At 38.6% G+C, this 16,035-nt stretch carries 15 protein-coding genes; 6 read left to right on the top strand and 9 right to left on the bottom strand.

Features of this window, described 5'->3' with window-relative positions:
* Positions 1 to 6: 6 nt before the first annotated feature.
* A complete protein-coding gene (locus BCU68_RS02925) occupies positions 7 to 1,023 on the bottom strand; it encodes a putative 2-aminoethylphosphonate ABC transporter substrate-binding protein (protein WP_102563311.1) in 1,017 nt (338 codons plus the stop codon).
* Between the two features lie 254 nt (positions 1,024 to 1,277).
* On the opposite strand from BCU68_RS02925, the gene BCU68_RS02920 reads away from it, so the two are divergent.
* Positions 1,278 to 2,195 (top strand): LysR substrate-binding domain-containing protein, encoded by a 918-nt coding sequence (locus BCU68_RS02920; protein ID WP_102563310.1) that lies wholly within the window; start codon positions 1,278 to 1,280, stop codon positions 2,193 to 2,195.
* A 74-nt stretch (positions 2,196 to 2,269) separates the two neighbouring features.
* Here the strand turns inward: BCU68_RS02920 and BCU68_RS02915 are convergent, their stop codons facing one another.
* Complete coding sequence (locus tag BCU68_RS02915) at positions 2,270 to 3,193, bottom strand: GGDEF domain-containing protein (protein WP_102563309.1); 924 nt, start codon at positions 3,191 to 3,193, stop codon at positions 2,270 to 2,272.
* 299 nt (positions 3,194 to 3,492) lie between these two features.
* Between BCU68_RS02915 and BCU68_RS02910 the strand changes: the two genes are divergently transcribed.
* Positions 3,493 to 4,269: a hypothetical protein gene (locus BCU68_RS02910; protein WP_102563308.1), complete on the top strand. Its 777-nt coding sequence runs from the start codon at positions 3,493 to 3,495 to the stop codon at positions 4,267 to 4,269.
* A gap of 10 nt (positions 4,270 to 4,279) precedes the next feature.
* The gene (locus BCU68_RS02905; RefSeq protein WP_241901255.1) at positions 4,280 to 4,645 is read left to right on the top strand and encodes a hypothetical protein; all 366 of its coding nucleotides are present in this window, start codon (positions 4,280 to 4,282) and stop codon (positions 4,643 to 4,645) included.
* Between the two features lie 408 nt (positions 4,646 to 5,053).
* Here the strand turns inward: BCU68_RS02905 and BCU68_RS02900 are convergent, their stop codons facing one another.
* Both BCU68_RS02900 and BCU68_RS02895 read right to left on the bottom strand, forming a co-directional pair.
* Positions 5,054 to 6,538, bottom strand: a complete 1,485-nt coding sequence (locus tag BCU68_RS02900) for a carboxypeptidase M32 (RefSeq protein ID WP_102563307.1) — start codon at positions 6,536 to 6,538, stop codon at positions 5,054 to 5,056.
* A gap of 108 nt (positions 6,539 to 6,646) precedes the next feature.
* A complete protein-coding gene (locus BCU68_RS02895; protein ID WP_102563306.1) occupies positions 6,647 to 7,438 on the bottom strand; it encodes a siderophore-interacting protein in 792 nt (263 codons plus the stop codon).
* Positions 7,439 to 7,677: 239 nt separating this feature from the next.
* Here BCU68_RS02895 and BCU68_RS02890 point away from each other — a divergent pair, with 239 nt between their 5' ends.
* Positions 7,678 to 8,322 (top strand): LysE family translocator, encoded by a 645-nt coding sequence (locus BCU68_RS02890; protein WP_102563305.1) that lies wholly within the window; start codon positions 7,678 to 7,680, stop codon positions 8,320 to 8,322.
* Positions 8,323 to 8,434: 112 nt separating this feature from the next.
* Here BCU68_RS02890 and BCU68_RS02885 read toward each other — a convergent pair whose 3' ends face one another.
* From BCU68_RS02885 to BCU68_RS02870, 4 genes are all read right to left on the bottom strand, one after another.
* The gene (locus BCU68_RS02885) at positions 8,435 to 9,010 is read right to left on the bottom strand and encodes a nucleoside triphosphate pyrophosphohydrolase family protein (protein WP_102563304.1); all 576 of its coding nucleotides are present in this window, start codon (positions 9,008 to 9,010) and stop codon (positions 8,435 to 8,437) included.
* A 112-nt stretch (positions 9,011 to 9,122) separates the two neighbouring features.
* Entirely contained in the window at positions 9,123 to 9,677 is a 555-nt protein-coding gene (locus BCU68_RS02880; protein ID WP_102563303.1) for a DUF1415 domain-containing protein, read from the bottom strand.
* A gap of 187 nt (positions 9,678 to 9,864) precedes the next feature.
* A complete protein-coding gene (locus BCU68_RS02875) occupies positions 9,865 to 12,381 on the bottom strand; it encodes a chemotaxis protein CheB (RefSeq protein WP_102563302.1) in 2,517 nt (838 codons plus the stop codon).
* A 139-nt stretch (positions 12,382 to 12,520) separates the two neighbouring features.
* A complete protein-coding gene (locus BCU68_RS02870) occupies positions 12,521 to 14,440 on the bottom strand; it encodes a GGDEF domain-containing protein (RefSeq protein ID WP_102563301.1) in 1,920 nt (639 codons plus the stop codon).
* Between the two features lie 166 nt (positions 14,441 to 14,606).
* On the opposite strand from BCU68_RS02870, the gene BCU68_RS02865 reads away from it, so the two are divergent.
* Positions 14,607 to 15,062: a BLUF domain-containing protein gene (locus tag BCU68_RS02865; RefSeq protein WP_102563300.1), complete on the top strand. Its 456-nt coding sequence runs from the start codon at positions 14,607 to 14,609 to the stop codon at positions 15,060 to 15,062.
* Positions 15,063 to 15,171: 109 nt separating this feature from the next.
* On the opposite strand, the gene BCU68_RS02860 is transcribed toward BCU68_RS02865, so the two are convergent.
* On the bottom strand, positions 15,172 to 15,402 hold the full coding sequence (locus BCU68_RS02860; protein ID WP_102563299.1) for a glutaredoxin family protein: 231 nt from the start codon (positions 15,400 to 15,402) through the stop codon (positions 15,172 to 15,174).
* Between the two features lie 114 nt (positions 15,403 to 15,516).
* On the opposite strand from BCU68_RS02860, the gene BCU68_RS02855 reads away from it, so the two are divergent.
* Entirely contained in the window at positions 15,517 to 16,032 is a 516-nt protein-coding gene (locus tag BCU68_RS02855; RefSeq protein ID WP_102563298.1) for a M48 family metallopeptidase, read from the top strand.
* Positions 16,033 to 16,035: the final 3 nt, after the last annotated feature.

The raw sequence follows: 16,035 nt of genomic DNA, 5'->3' as shown, positions 1-16,035 counted from the left end.
AGAAGGTTATTTTGCGTCTGATTTTCCGTCGAAGCGTCGAACCCACTCATTAATAATGTAATCGTAATTATCTGAAGCCCAGACAAAATCGTTATCAATCATTAGCTCAGGTGCATTGGTTGGGTAATGCGCTACCGGCTGTGCTAATTCGCTAATAGCAATAACAGGATAGAATTGGTTGTACACTTTATTTGCCGCTTCTGATGCAGCAAAATCGATTAACGTTTGCGCTGCTTTCACTTTATCTGTGCCATCGACTATCGCAGCCGCTTCCATATCCCAACCGACACCTTCAGAAGGGTAAATCATATCGATTGGCGCACCTTGCTGCATAAGTGTTGCGCCACGGAATGCAAAAGAGACACCCATTACCGCTTCACCAGTTGCTGCTAGGTTACAAGGTGCTGATCCTGAGTGAGTATAGCGAGCGATATTTTTATGGAGCGCTTCCATGTATGCCCAACCTTTTTCATCACCAAACTGCTGTAACCAAGCAGAGACATCTAAGAAGCCAGTGCCTGAAGATGCAGGGTTTGGCATGATGATGTGACCTTGGTACTCAGGTTTGGTTAAGTCAGCCCAAGACGTTGGCGCTTCTAGGTTATGTTTTTTAGCTTCAATTGTGTTAAAGCAAATGCCAGCAATCCAAGCGTCCATACCAATCCAGTGTGGAACTTCACGGCTATCGCGGAACTTTTCATCGAGCTTTTCAAGACCAACAGGAGCATATGGTGCTAATAAGTCTTGCTTATCAAGAACCATCATTGATGTAGCGGCAAGTCCCCAAATCACATCGGCTTGCGGGTTTTCTTTTTCTGCAAGTAAGCGAGCAGTAACGACACTGGTTGAATCACGCATAAAGTTGAGTTTGATCTCAGGGTGCTGCATCTGAAACGCATTTTCTAGTGCACGGATTTGCTCTATTTCAAATGCTGTATAAACGGTGATTTCTTGTTTAGCAAAAGCAGAAAGACTAGTTAATGATACAGCGGCTGCAACTGTAGCTAGCATCAATTTTTTCATGATTTACTCCGTGTCGTGATAAGTTCTATTAGGCAAGGTGCCGATTAAGTTGATCACAATTTAGAGGTATAAAATTAAGCTGAAATTACAGTGATACGATTTTTTCTGTCTATTTAGTTAAGTTTTTCTTAAATAAAAAATTCGTTATGTAAGATTAATTAAGTCAAACTAATGTCATGCATTGTTCATCTCTCTGTAAACAATGATCATTAGATTGCTAGTTCACTTTGCTGAAATAATTAGAGCTACTTCCTATGATGCCCCCGCTAAAATCTCTGGTTGCTTTTGAAGCATGTGCACGAAACCAATCGATATTGAAAGCTGCAAATGAATTACACGTTACACAAGCCGCGATTAGTCAGCACATCAAAACTTTGGAGCAGTTTCTCGGTTTTGCATTATTTAACCGTGAACAAAGACGGTTAAAATTATCGGCAAAAGGGCAGAAGTATTATCCCGTTATTCATCAGTCTTTATTGGCAATTCGTAGTCAAACACAAACATTGACACATCAAAACGAGCCTCAACAACTGTCTATTAAGGTCAATACATCATTTGCCTATTATTGGTTAGTTCCTATGCTCGATGACTTTTATCAACAGCACCCTTATATTCATGTGCGCTTACATACAGAAGATTGGCCTCAACTGGATGGCAATGAATTACCGATGGATATTGAAATTGTCAATGGTAAAGCCAAAGTGAGTGAACATTCAGAGCTTATCTGCCAAGAGTATTGGGTGGCAGTCTGTAGTCCAGCATTCAAACTCAAATACGTTCAAGCTTTAGAAAAAGGTCAATACGATAAATTACCTGGTATTTATGTGACTGGTTATGCAGAGGGGTGGCACGAGTGGTTAGTAAAGAATGCTTTACCCTGCACAGCACCAATAAAGCAGTATGAGGTTGGCAGTTCGATGATGGGGTTAGAGTTGGTCGTCCAAGGTGCTGGAATTATGTTGTGTCGTTCATTAAATGCAACGCCACTGTTAAAGAGCGGACAAATTGTTGCGGTGAGTGAAAATATTATGACGGCTACAGAGAGTCATTTTCTGACCTATAACCGTCAAAAAGCCACACCCAAAGTGTCTTTATTTACCCAATGGTTTAAGCAGAAGCTAATTGATAAGCGACCGGATGAATTGTTTTTTAATGCGCTAAAGGGTGAGTAATAGTGATCTTGTTTTATCTAGTTAAACGCAAGCTTAATAGAGTATAGAGGGCGTTCACATAAACCCAGTTCGAATTAATCACATAGAGATACAATGCAGTTTCGGCCGGACTCTTTTGCTTGGTATAGTGCTTTATCCGCAGTATTGATGAGTTGGTCAAGGTTCCACTCTTTCATGGTTTGCGTATGGGAGACACCAATACTAATCGTTGTGGAAAGGGTATCTTCCGGAAGTGAAATGCTTGATACCTCAACAGCTAAACGTAATCTTTCGGCCAACCTTGTTAATTCGTCAGGTTTTGCTCCTGCCAAAGTGATGAGAAACTCTTCACCTCCCATGCGTATTAATTCTTGGTCACTTGAAATGATGCTAGAAATAACCGAGACAATATTTTTCAAAACAAGATCGCCAACCTGATGACCATGTTTATCATTGACGTGCTTGAAGTGATCTATATCTATAGCTAATACACCACCATAATAATCAGTACTCTCGAACAAGCTAGGCAGTAGGGTGTCAAAACTGCGTCGATTGTGACAGCCCGTTAGAGGATCGGTACTGACCATTATCTCCAGTTGCTTAGATTGATATGTTAACTTGGTTTGATTAGCCAGCAATTGCTGATTCATTACAGTGACGTCAGTAATATCGTAAATAAGACCGACAAGGTATATCTCCCCACTTTCTGATTCGAGTCGATTTTTTCGCGTGATGACTTCTCTCTGCTCAGAATCTTGATTAAATACAGACTCATACGCCTCATCTACTTCACCTGTTGCTAATACTCGTAGATCGCCACCATTACACTGCGCTACCTGCCTTTTTTTGAAAACGTTGCAGTCTAGTTCGCCGATGATGTTCTTTCTATCAACTTGAAATAATTCTTCAAACGCTTTGTTTATAAAGACGTACCGAAGACCGCTATCTTTGATTAAAACGGGTGTCGGTAATATTTCCATAACCTCTTGGTATATTTGGAAATTGTCGATCTTTTGCATATCAATTTTTCCTGATGCTTAAAGTGTTAAAGTTGATTTGGTTAGTATAGTTTATTTATCAGATTATCAAATAAAAGAATATCATGCTAATAGAGCATTTTATATATTGAGTATTCATTATAAAGAATATATAGAGCAAAAGGTGTCTGTTGACATGATTGTATATAGTAATCATGCAATACTATTGACTCATTTGTTTTTATAAAGATACAGATCATCAACGGTGGAAGGATTTTTTAGTTCGTCAAAATTCATTGATTACTAGATTTGGTATTGTTTTACGATTTAGCAATAAACAAATGTTGTGGGAATCAAGTAATGTTATTAACAAAATAAGACAGACTTTAGATACGCAATCTAAGAATAAAATAACGGAATCATCTAAGCAGAAAGAGAGAGATAACTTAGTCACTTGGTATAACAAACAACTACGTGAGTTAGAAGAAAAAAATAGTAATGTTAATGATATATCAAACCAAATAGGTGAACTTAGGGTCTTAATTAATGAGATTCGTAGTACTTCACAAACATCAGATGTTACAGAAGTACCAGTTGCGTCTGGATTTTTTACGAGTAACAAGAATGTTCTGGGATTAACTATATCATTATTATTTATTTTAACTTTTGGTGTCATTGCTTTAAATAGTAACGAACAAACTTTAGAGATAACTCATACTGAACCATATAATGCAAACTCGACTAGTAATATTCAAGCTTGGGAGGAAGTTCCAGAAGATGAAGTGAAGTTAACTCTATTGCAAGATGTATGGCCACCTGAAAATACAATTTCATCAAAAGATGCATTACAGTATGTCGGTACATCACAAATTATTTGTGGATTGATTTCACAAGTTAGCCCTTTTTCAAAAGGAGTTTATCTTAATTTCGATAAACCTTATCCTGATTCTACATTTAACTCTATCATTTGGGATTCCGACTTAGATTATGTGATGAATGGAAGTTCAGACTATATTACATATGAAAATAAGCCAGTTTGTGTATCTGGGGATGTAACTATTTATAATGGTCGTGCTCAAGTTATATTAAATGATCCTACTCAATTTAAAGTATTTTAAGGGGGAAGTAATGTTAAGGATAGTGTTGATTATATTAAGCGCTGTTATGTTGTCGTTTAATGTTCAATCTAGTGAAGAAAAAATTGAAGCGAGTAAAGCGCCATTTTATGTTGGAAAAACAGTAATGGCTTGTGGTCAAGTTGCTCAAGTTTCAAAAAATAATAAAGCAAATTATCTTAACTTTGATAAAAAATATCCAAATCAAGTTCTCATGGCCTTAATATGGGAAAATAAACTTCAAGGAGTAGAAAAAAGATTTGGTAATATAAAAAATTTAGAGGGTCGAAGAGTTTGTGTTCGAGGGAAAATAACAGAGTATAAAAATAAACTACAAATACAAGTATCAAATCCGCAATATATTCGATTGATGAAGTGATCATCTAATATCAGAGGCTAGTTTAGTCTCTGATAAATGATACTAATCAAGTAACTCCTAAAGTTGTGCTAATTTCTTATCACCTCATACATAACCTCATTCTTACGTTACTGATTTTTGCCAATAGCTAACATCTAGAGCTAAATTTCCTACCTGAGTTTCAAAATCATACAAAAAGGTCATTGGTCGATAGCTCAGGTCTATTGGTTGGTAGTTAAATATTTCTTAATGGAATGGTACTGCTGGCTTCCAATATGCCTTCAATCGTGACTGGGACGTACTTTTTGAAGCGGGCTTTGGTTCACGCGAGACTCTGTTTTTCGCTCTTGGTCGTCGTTTCTAGCTTTGTAAAATTTAAAGGCTGTCATAGTCCTCATAGTTGAAAAGTCTATGACAGCCTGACTCTACTTACAGGTAACGATTGGTTAAATGTTGCTTAAAGTGGTGAGGATTTAGAACCTCACCTGTTGCCTGTTTTACTAATTCATCAGTGGTTAATAAGCTGCCTTTCGTCCAGATATTATCGGCTAACCAAGTAAAAATAGGCGAGAGATCACCACCTTGTACAGCGGCTTCAACATCCACAGTCTGTTTCATCGCTGTCATAAATTGAGCAGCGTACATCGCGCCTAAGGTGTAGCTTGGGAAATAGCCCATACTTCCATCTGTCCAGTGAATGTCTTGCATACAGCCATTGGTATAGTTACCCTTAGTATCAAGATGCAAATACTCTTTCATTTTGCTATCCCATAGCTCAGGAATATCTAGGTATGAAATCTTACCATTGACGAGATCGCGTTCAATTTCATAACGTAAAATCACATGCGCAGGGTAGGTCACTTCATCAGCATCGACACGAATGTAGCCAGGCTCAACACGGGTGTAGATTTTTTGTAAATTGTCGACAGCAAAAACAGCTGGATCATTTTGGCTGAAGTGTTTGGTCGCTAAGGGTGAAAGCTTTTGAATAAAGGCATCACTACGACCGACTTGCATTTCAAAGAAAAGAGATTGAGATTCATGAATGCCCATCGATCGTGCTTCACCAGCAGGAAGGCCAGCTAAATGCTTTGGTAAACCTTGCTCATAACGCGCGTGACCTGTTTCATGGACAATGCCCATTAGAGATTGAACAAAATCTTTTTCGTCATAACGAGTCGTAATACGCACATCGGACGGTACGCCACCACAGAATGGGTGAGAACTGATATCCAGTCGACCGTGGTTGAAATCAAAGCCTAATATATTCATCATCTCTTGCCCTAGCGCATTTTGAGCTTGGACAGAGTAGTTTTCGCTAGGTGATATGTATTGATCAGATTTTTGCTTTTCTTGTACATCTTGGATTAATGACGGTAGCCAAGATTTTACATCAGAAAAAATATGGTTAAGTTGTTCTGTGGTTGTGCCAGGCTCATAAATATCCAGCATAGCATCGTAAGGACTTACCCCAAGAGATTCAGAGCGAATTTGTGCTTCTTCTTGGGTGAGTGCGACAACAGACTGAAAGTTCTTACTAAAACCTTGCCAATCATTATCTGGACGTTGACCACGCCAGGCATGTTCACACTGAGAACCAGCTAATGATTTCGCTTTGACAAGTTCTTCAGGTAAGACAGTAGAAAGTTTATAAACGCGCGCCATCTCCCTAACCGATGCTTGCTCTTCAACGGATAGTGGTTCATCGACTGCTTTATCAAGCCATTCATCAATAGCTGGTAATGTTGATAGCTGGTGGATATGAGTCGAGAGTTCAGCCATTGCTGCAGATCGAGCTTGATTACCACCAGATGGCATCATCGCCGCTTGATCCCAGCCAGTGATTGCTGATAGATGACGAAAGTGGTCAATTTTTAGATAATGGTCTTTAAGTTTATTGTAATAATTATTCATTGCCTATCCTGTGCTATTCAATGTTTATACTTAGCGTTGCTTTACATCACAAGTATAAACATTGTTTAAATTAACGTCCTGTTATAAAAGAATTATATTTATTGCCTATTAGGCTTCACTTTCTTCATCTTGCTTGGCAGCTGCGCGCTTAATCACCTTATGACCTTCTTCAGTGACGCCTTCTTTCCAGTAGCTGCTGATGTATAAGTTATCGCGTTCAACGTCTTTATCGTGGTGGAAATAAGTTCTCAGTGCGCGCATAGAGTCGAATTCACATGCACACCAAACCGCTGCTGTCCCTTCATGCCACACTAATGATTTGACGCTGTCCGATAAAGATAGGCTCGTTGATGATTTATCGACCCAGATGCATTGAATTCCTTCAGGCATTTTAAGTGTCTGAATGTCATCTTGAGAAGCGACTTCAATAACAGCGTAGCCTTTAGCATCCGCATCCAATTGCTCTAGTTGTACTGAGAGTGCGGGTAGCGCAGTCATATCAGCCACGAAGAATAACCAGTCGACTTGCTGATTGATATTTTTACTAAGACCAGGTCCTGAGATCTTGATGCTATCACCAATTTGGCTATTCATTGCCCATCGCGACGCAAAACCACAACTGCAATCTTTGACTTCATGGCGTACAAAATCAATCGTAATAAGATTCGTAAGACGGTCAAAATCACGAATCGTATAAGTACGCATGACTGGGCGTTCGCCTTCAGGTATTGCTGCTAAATCTGTACTGCCATTAGCATTAAAGAGTAACTTAACATAGCCACCACGACATTCATCAGGATACTTTTGTAATCCGTCACCCTGTAATGTCAGGCGTTGCATATTAGGTGTCAGAAGATCCGAGGAACGGACTGTTAGAGAAATAGGGGTTGGTCTTTTCATGAATATTCTTCTTTTTTAATTTCCTTACTTACTAGTATATGCCAGTAGGGAAAACAAACAATGATAACCGTTATCATTTACGTAAATTTACTTACGATCCATCAACATACTGAGGTTTTAGTCTGAGCAAAGAATGTGATATGCGATGAATCTTTTTTGAGGATAGAGTTTTGTTTGGACAACATTATTAACGGTGGTAGGGTTAGCTCTCTTTTGTCTGCCAATTTTTGGATGAATCCATGTCTATTTTAAATATTGAAGCTTTCTTAATCGCGATTACTATCTTAACTCTAACTCCGGGTTTAGATACTGCGCTTGTGATTCGTAATACAACGCGATCTGGGGCTGTGGATGGTTGCGTAACGAGTTTAGGGATTTGTACGGGTTTATTTGTTCATGCCACGTTTTCTGCTATTGGTATTTCTGCGATTTTATTGCAATCGGCAGAGCTTTTTTATGCCATGAAAATGATAGGGGCTGGTTACTTGATCTGGCTTGGTTTGAGTTCTTTACGTGCGACTTTGAAAGGACAAGGAGAGTTAGATATTAAAGCCTCAGGTATGGAAGGTTCAACGGTGAATGTTTACCGTTCGTTGCGAGAGGGTTTTCTGTCTAATGTGTTAAACCCTAAAACAGCTATCTTTTACTTAGCATTTTTACCACAGTTTATTAACCCTGAAGGTTCAGCATTAGCGCAATCTATGTTTATGGCTGCGATTCATTTTGTTATTGCGATGGTGTGGCAATGTGGATTAGCTGGGGCCATTAATTCAGCCAAACAGTTACTTAGTAATTCATCAGCAATGCGTTGGATGGAAGGTGTTACAGGCAGTGTTTTGGTCTTTTTAGGCGTTAAATTACTATTAGATGATACTCACGTTTAAGCGCTATTCATACTAGCTAGCCCGCTAGTTTCTTAAAATAAATGCCAGATCGTATTCTCTTTCTAGTGAATACTCTGGCATTTCTTTAAATCGTTAATCAGGTCGAGTTGATTTACTTAGTCAATTCAACTAAATCAGCAGGGCGGTAATAAACCGATTTTAATACTTTCCCCTGACGAATCGTTTTCCCTTCAGCAACAAAATCTTCCGCACATTTTGCAATGATAAACGGACCTTTTACAACGGGCATTAGGACGATACCTTGTTGTGCATAATGCGCTTCTGTTTCTTGGTACTCGGCTTCATTACGACACACTTTACTCATGTTGCTTGAGTGTACTTCATCCCAACATGGTAGAAAGTTGATTTGACGATTTTCAGCAACATTAAGTAGCAAGTCGATAAGGTAGCTAATCGTGAGATTACTGTCGACTTTGTTGTCACCCAAGTGGACGAGACGGCCCATTAAAACGTATACGCTGTCGATGATGGCGTCCGCTTGCTCCATCTTGCTATCTGCTTCCGCTAACTCGGTGAGTTCTTCAATAGCTAAAGAGGTGTGTAGCGTATCTGCTTTACTGTCTAGGCTAGCAACATCAGCAACGGGTAGATCAAATGTGCTACGAAACTCTTCAATGTCGCGGTAAAGGTGATCGAAAAGATCTTGAGTAAGTAAAGATAGATGCATGGGACTGTCCTAGTAAATAAAATAAGCGAGATTCTAGCAAAACCCTTTTCGCCACGCTATGTGTTGGGTGATTTAAAAGAGTGATGCAGTTGGTATACAAACCGTTTGAAGATTAACTGAACAAGTATGGAAACAGCTGGCGACGTTGTTCCGGCGTTAAACTTTCGACTCGGGCAATATTGGTATCAGGAATCGCTTCAGGGTTAGGGTAGTGTTTTAATACTTTCGCCATACTTTCTTCACGTATAAGGTGAAATATTGGGTATGGAGAGCGGTTGGTAAGGTTTTCATCGTCCTCTGGTAGAGCACCACCAAAACAATAATCTGGATGAAATGTCGCGACCTGATAAATCCCTTCCCAATCCTGCTGTTTAATTAATGCCTCAACCCAGTCGATGAACATATTGTAATCGAAAAAGTCACTGAGCATATTAGGAACAACGATGAGCGTAGTTTCTAACTCAGAGGGCGTAGTGGTATCTAGCTCTAGAAAATGATGAAGTATATCCTCTAATAAAGCTTCTTCTTGCGTAGCTTGACTGACAAAGATTTTGATCTGCTTATTGCGCTGTGGTTTCGCAGCGAAAGGGCAAAGGTTGAGACCGATCACCACATCATCGAGCCACTGTTTAACTTGTTCGTGAATGACTTGCGTTGAGACTGACATAGTACACCTTCGTTATTCGTATTTGATTAATGGATCATCGTTATTGTTATGCAGTGATATTTATTAATAGTTGATGATGCTGGTGGCATCGATAAGTAGATAAACGAAAGCCCCATTACTTTCTCTTCTTTGTTGAAAGAGTATAAGATAATGAGGCTTTGTCATTGTCAGCTTAAATTTACTAAGCTTAGCTTAGCTTAGTGTTTATCTCATGCATTGAGATAATTACACCACGCTGACTATCACCAATTTTATAAGGTAAAACATTCACTTCAACGGACTGCTTATCACTTTTAAATATCTTAATAATTTGACTTTCACTACCGCTATTAACCGCTAAAACCATTTTATCAAGATGCTGAAGTGGCTCTTTAAACGATAAATCACGGAAATCTCGATTCAAATCAAACTCAATGATATTAACAAAATTCTTCAGTGCATCGGTGAAACGTCTAATGCGCAATTCATTATCTAGGAACAAGACTGCTAAGTTAGTCGCAATCATCAAGTTTTCTAGATCGTTATTAATCTCTGTAAGCTCAAATATTTTCTGTTGATGCTCACTGTTGACGGTATAGAGTTCTTCGTTGACAGATTGAAGCTCTTCGTTAGTTGACTGAAGCTCTTCATTCGCCGCCATTAACTCTTCATTGCTTGATTGCAGTTCTTCTCTGGTCGTATCAAGTTCTTCTAAAGACTCTCTATAGAGTTTTTGACAGTCAATCAGCGCATGGTCGAGTTCTTCAATACGTTTTTGAGTCTGCTCATCAATATCGTATTCAACATCCGCTAAGATTTGCCCCGATTCTACATTCGGAACAAAGCTCAGTACGACAAAAGGTTCTAACTCATTACCATCCATAAAGTCAAAGCACTTTAGTGACCATGCCTTGCCAGATTCATCCGTTATGCCTTTCATTAGAACTGATTGACGTTCTCTGAGTACCTGATGAGCAGCACTTAATGCTTGACCTGAAAAGCGAGTTTGTAAGATATCCGCTAAGTCATTTGAGATATGGCCCGGCTTTATTTTAGCAGTAAAGGCAGACGTATCACCATATGAGAAAACCACTTGAAGTTTGCTATTCACAATTAAAGTGGGTGGCACATAGTGATCAACTAATACATCACGACCTATTGCTGTTGTTTTTTTTGTTTTGTTAATGCGATCATTGGCCATCGAAATAAATTGAGGCAGAGTGCGCGGGTGATAGTGTCGAGTCGGCATTCTTGGTGTCGGGGAAATAGGGGATGGCGATATTTTGCTATCTCTACTTTTTCGATAAATTTTGGCTTTGCTATCAATGGTATCAAAATGATTACTAAATGAACCTGGTGATTCAGCCGTACCTAGTACAAGGCATCCACCAAGCTTCACGGCAAAGTGGAAAAATGCTAACACTTTATGCTGTGCAGGATTTTGTAAATAGATAAGAGTATTACGGCAACTCACTAGATCCATATTAGAGAAAGGAGGATCTTGGATTAAGTTGTGAGCGGCAAAGACCACCATTGCACGCAACTCTTTGACGACTTGGAAACTGCCATCTTGCAGCACATTAAAGTAGCGGTGCAGTAGAGTTGTCGGTACTTCTGAAGAGATACTTGGTGGGTAAATACCCGTTGCACCAACATTGATTGCTGATTGGTCAATATCACTGGCAAAAATGGTAATATTTCTTGTTATTTCCAGTTCAAGTAGTGCTTCTGAAAACAGCATACCAATTGTGTAGGCTTCTTCTCCAGTAGAACAACCTGCAACCCAGATGCGAATAGGGTCGAGCGGTGATGAATCTACAAGTAATGGTTTGATGACATCATCATAGGCACGCTCCCAAACATGTGGGTCTCGGCAAAATTGAGTCACGCCAATCAGTAAATCTTGTTTAACTTGCTCGACTTCTTCTGGATTTTTGATGAGAAATTCCCAATACTCACCCAAGTTATGTAAGCTATTGATACTCATTCTGTGACCGATACGGCGTGATACCGTTGATTCTTTATATGCCTTAAAATCAAGTTCAGTTTTTGATTGAATCAGGTTAAGAATTCTATCGATAATGTCGATGTTTTCTGTCAAATGTTCACGGAAATCAGTGCGATTTTTTTGAGTAAGAGGGTGAGATATAAATTGTTGAATACGTTTAGGAATATCTTCCATCTTTAACGTAAAATCAACCGAACGTGTATTAATTGCACTGGTTGGCATGCCATCAAACTTAGCTTCGTCGGGATCTTGTGCAATAACTAATCCACCCATCTCTTTAAGAGACTGAATTCCGCGACTTCCATCAGAGCCTGTGCCTGATAGTACAATACCAACTGCTCTATTTTGCGCATCATCGGCTAAGGTTCTGAAAAATTCATTAATCGGTAAATTGATTCGATTATCTGGCGGTAACTCTGACAGGTAAAATTTACCCTCAGCAACGCGCATTAGTTTACCTGCTGGAATAAGGTATACACGGTTAGCTTTGAGCTCTTCCCCTTCCTGTGCTTGTGTTGCTGGCATTGAAGTGACTTTACTGAGCAGTTCGCCCATCATGCTCTTAAAATCTGGCGATAAGTGTTGAACAACAACGTAAGCTACCCCAAGATCATTTGGCATATATTCAAATAGGGTTTGTAGAGCTTCTAATCCTCCAGCTGATGCCCCAATCCCAACAATATGACTTGGTAGGTCTTCTTTTGTTCTCTTCTTCATTAGCCATTCCTAGTGTCAGAGTACACTTTTAGCAGTGCATTGATATTTCTTATGATTGTTAATAGTAACTCAACTAATCACATCTTACGAGGCAACGGATCATGATATTAAAAATTACTCCTATTCAATTAAAATAAGCTTACAACTTTTTAATCATTTCTTGTGCTCGGCAGGGGATGGACAGTAAAAAACCTTGCAGTAGGTCGATACCAACCTCTTGACAAATATAACGCTGTTCCTTCGTTTCTATCCCTTCGGCAAGAACAACTTGATTTAAAGAGCGGCCAATAGCAACCATGGCTTTTAGCGCCGCATAGTGACGGGATGAAGACGTTGCATTTTTAATAAAGTAGTGGTCAATCTTTAACTGGTGAAAATTATAGCTCAGCAACCGCTGTAAATTGCTATAGCCTATACCAAAATCATCCATTGATATTTTACAACCTGCTTCGATAAGCCGATTTAAATTCTTTTTAACATTCTTTGGTACTTTCTCAAGACAGACTTCTGTGATTTCTATGGTCATGATTGAAAGGGGTAAACTGTGAAGAAGACAAAGATTTTTAAAATCTGAAGAGAAACTTTCATGCTGGAGTTGGAGTACATCAATATTAATGTTGAGCTGTAAATCAGGATCTTTATTATGGAGTAATACAAAGTGCTCTAAGGCTTGACTGGTTAATTGATCTAGTAGTTGCTTACCATATTGAGACTCTAGACTCGTTTCGATCAAGTCTTGAATTGAAGCATGATACTTCAAAGGTTTGAGAAATCGCCCCAGTGCTTCCACAGCCACTATTTTTGATTGAGTATCGCATATTGCTTGAAAATGGCAGGTTAATAGATCGTTTTCAACGACGAAACGTAACTCATCAATACAGTTATTTACTTTTTGTATTTTGTCGTTAAGTTTATGATCAAAAATAACAAAGTCATCATTAGGTCTATGATTCTTTGCAAAGTACATGGCTTTATCTGCTTGATCGAGCATTAAGGATATTGCATCGCTTCTTGATATGCCGTCACCAACTAATGATCGAGGTGCCCATGCAAGACCAAGGCTAATGCTAATTTCTATCCGAATCCCATTAATGACCGCAGGACCATTGACGGAGCGGGCAAACTTTTTAGCTATATTCTCAACATGATTAAGATCAGAGACCAGTGGTAAACATAAAGCAAATTCATCACCTCCCATCCTTCCTAGCACATCAGTAAATCGTTTTGATTCATCTAAGCGCTTAGAGATAATCTTGAGAACTTGATCGCCAACCTCATGTCCATGCCTATCATTGATTAGCTTGAATTTATCAACATCAATAAAGATCATTAAAGAACGGCAAAAAGAGATTTTATCCATTTGCTCGATCTTATTTAAAAAAGCCCGTCTATTTAGCAGTTGTGTCAATTGATCATGAGTCGCTAAACTTTCAATCAGTTGAGAGTGGCGTCTTTCAGCGGTTAGGTCACTAAACAATAAAAGCACACCATCAGGGCTAAAACTGAGACCAATTGTAGAAGCGTCTAACTTTAAGCTAAGTGGTTTGCCGAGCTCTGTGACAACATCTAGGTCTAAGCTAAATTTTCTTTCAGCCGATTTACCATTAGCAAGCTCAGCGAGTTGTTTAATCGTTTCCGAATCAAAAAAACGACACCAATTGCGACCTAGGAACTCTTGCTCGGTTTCATTGAACATTTCACATATACATTCATTAGCAACTAGAGCATTACCAAACGAATCTAACTGAAGCATACCAACGGGTAATTCATTGTGCTTCTCAACTACATTTTTTGGGATCCATATAATCAATATTGGGGATTTAGGATTGGTGGTATGGGTTATAAAAGCGAGATGGTCAGGTAAGTGATACTCTTTTAATTGAAACGGAGTACCATACTTATCAAAGCGTTTATTTAGAACATTAATATCAATAATAGAAGGTATTAAATGATCATAGGTATCGGATATATGACTCGGGTATGTACATTTTAGGTAGCCAGATTCTGCGTATTCAGCACTGAATATTGCTATAGAATTCATCTCAGTCTGCTTTGTCATATTCCACCAATGTTACTTATGTATCGTGTTTGTTAAGTCTAGGCAACAAAAGAGATTTCTTCAAAATAACTATTATTTATTGAAGCTGACATGGTTTGATGCATGGTTGAGGATAGGCTATGTTTAATGACGAGTTGTAGTTTTTTTACTTTTATAGGATAAATTGATGAAAGCACTGATTTACTTTAGTCAACCCAATATAAAATTCAGTAACGAAATTATTAAGCAAATCGCCGATGAAGCAGCGATAAAAAACAATATGTTAGGTATTACTGGTTATTTATGCTTTTTAGATAATATTATTTTTCAGTACCTAGAAGGGCAAGAAAAGCAACTCGATGATTTAATGACATCAATCAATGCCGATAAACGACATAATGTACTAAAGCAATTTGATTCAAATGATGGTCGTGAGGTAAAAAGATTTCCAGGTTGGAGCATGAAGTCGATAGAGAATGATACTTTTCCAGAGATTAGTATTGAAACGCTGATTAGAGGTCATTTTGAGTTCATTGAGAATATGAATACAATAACAACAGCTGATCAAGAAAGGTGGGTCAAACTCATTTGGCGCTCAGTGGATAGACTTTCCAGTTTACAAAATAAGCACCATATAATGTAAGGAAGGTATAGAATCGTCGCTCATTCGAAGAGCAAGTTGTTCTGACTAGGTTTCCTCATCGATACGATAGATAGGCATACCTAGTCTTGTCGTTAGTTAAAAGAATTAACTAATCATCTTTATACATTTTATCGAAATTCTTTTGATTCCAACCTACCATCACTCGGTCGCCAATTTTCAAAACAGGAATAGAGCGCGCGCCCATTGCCTGAAGCTCTTTTCTACCTCGTTGCATTTTCGCGTTTGTTAAACGGTACTTGATCCCTTTGCTGTCGAGGTATCTTTGAGCATCTTTGCAGTGGGGACATTTATCAGCAACATAGAGGACTATACGTTTCATAAGTAGAAATTACCAAATAAGCGAAAATTAAGGGGCGCAGTGTAGCGAATCTAAGATGAATAGAAAAGGTGGATCAGGTACACTAGCGCCAATTTCAAATATGACGTTTTCTTTATGAACCCTTCATTGCGCTATATTCAGGGTTACCCTGCTAATATTGTTAGTCAAGTTGACCAAATGGTTCAACAACAAAAATTTATTGCTTGGTTTGAGCAACGCTATCCAGAGAACCATTCGATTAAGAGTGAAAAAGCATTATTTGATTATGCGATAGCGATTAAAAACCGCTATATGAAAAAAACCGCGCCTATCAGCAAAGTGATCTACGATAGTAAGATCCACTTAATTAATAATGCACTTGGTCTTCACTCATATGTCTCAAAAGTTCATGGTGGGAAAATCAAGTCAAAGAATGAAATACGCATAGCAAGTATCTTTAGAAGTGCCCCAGAACCATTATTGCGTATGCTGGTTGTACATGAACTTGCTCATATTAAAGAGAAAAATCACGATAAAGCCTTTTATCAGCTGTGTTGCCATATGGAACCGCACTATCATCAACTGGAATTTGATGCACGTTTATTTATGGTTTATCAAGAGCTAAAGAATAAGCAAACAAGAAGCGAATAATCA

Source organism: Vibrio sp. 10N.286.49.B3 (assembly GCF_002873395.1).
Taxonomy (GTDB): Bacteria; Pseudomonadota; Gammaproteobacteria; order Enterobacterales; family Vibrionaceae; genus Vibrio.
Note: the sequence above shows the minus strand (reverse complement) of the source record. Positions and strands in the feature narration are given on the sequence as shown.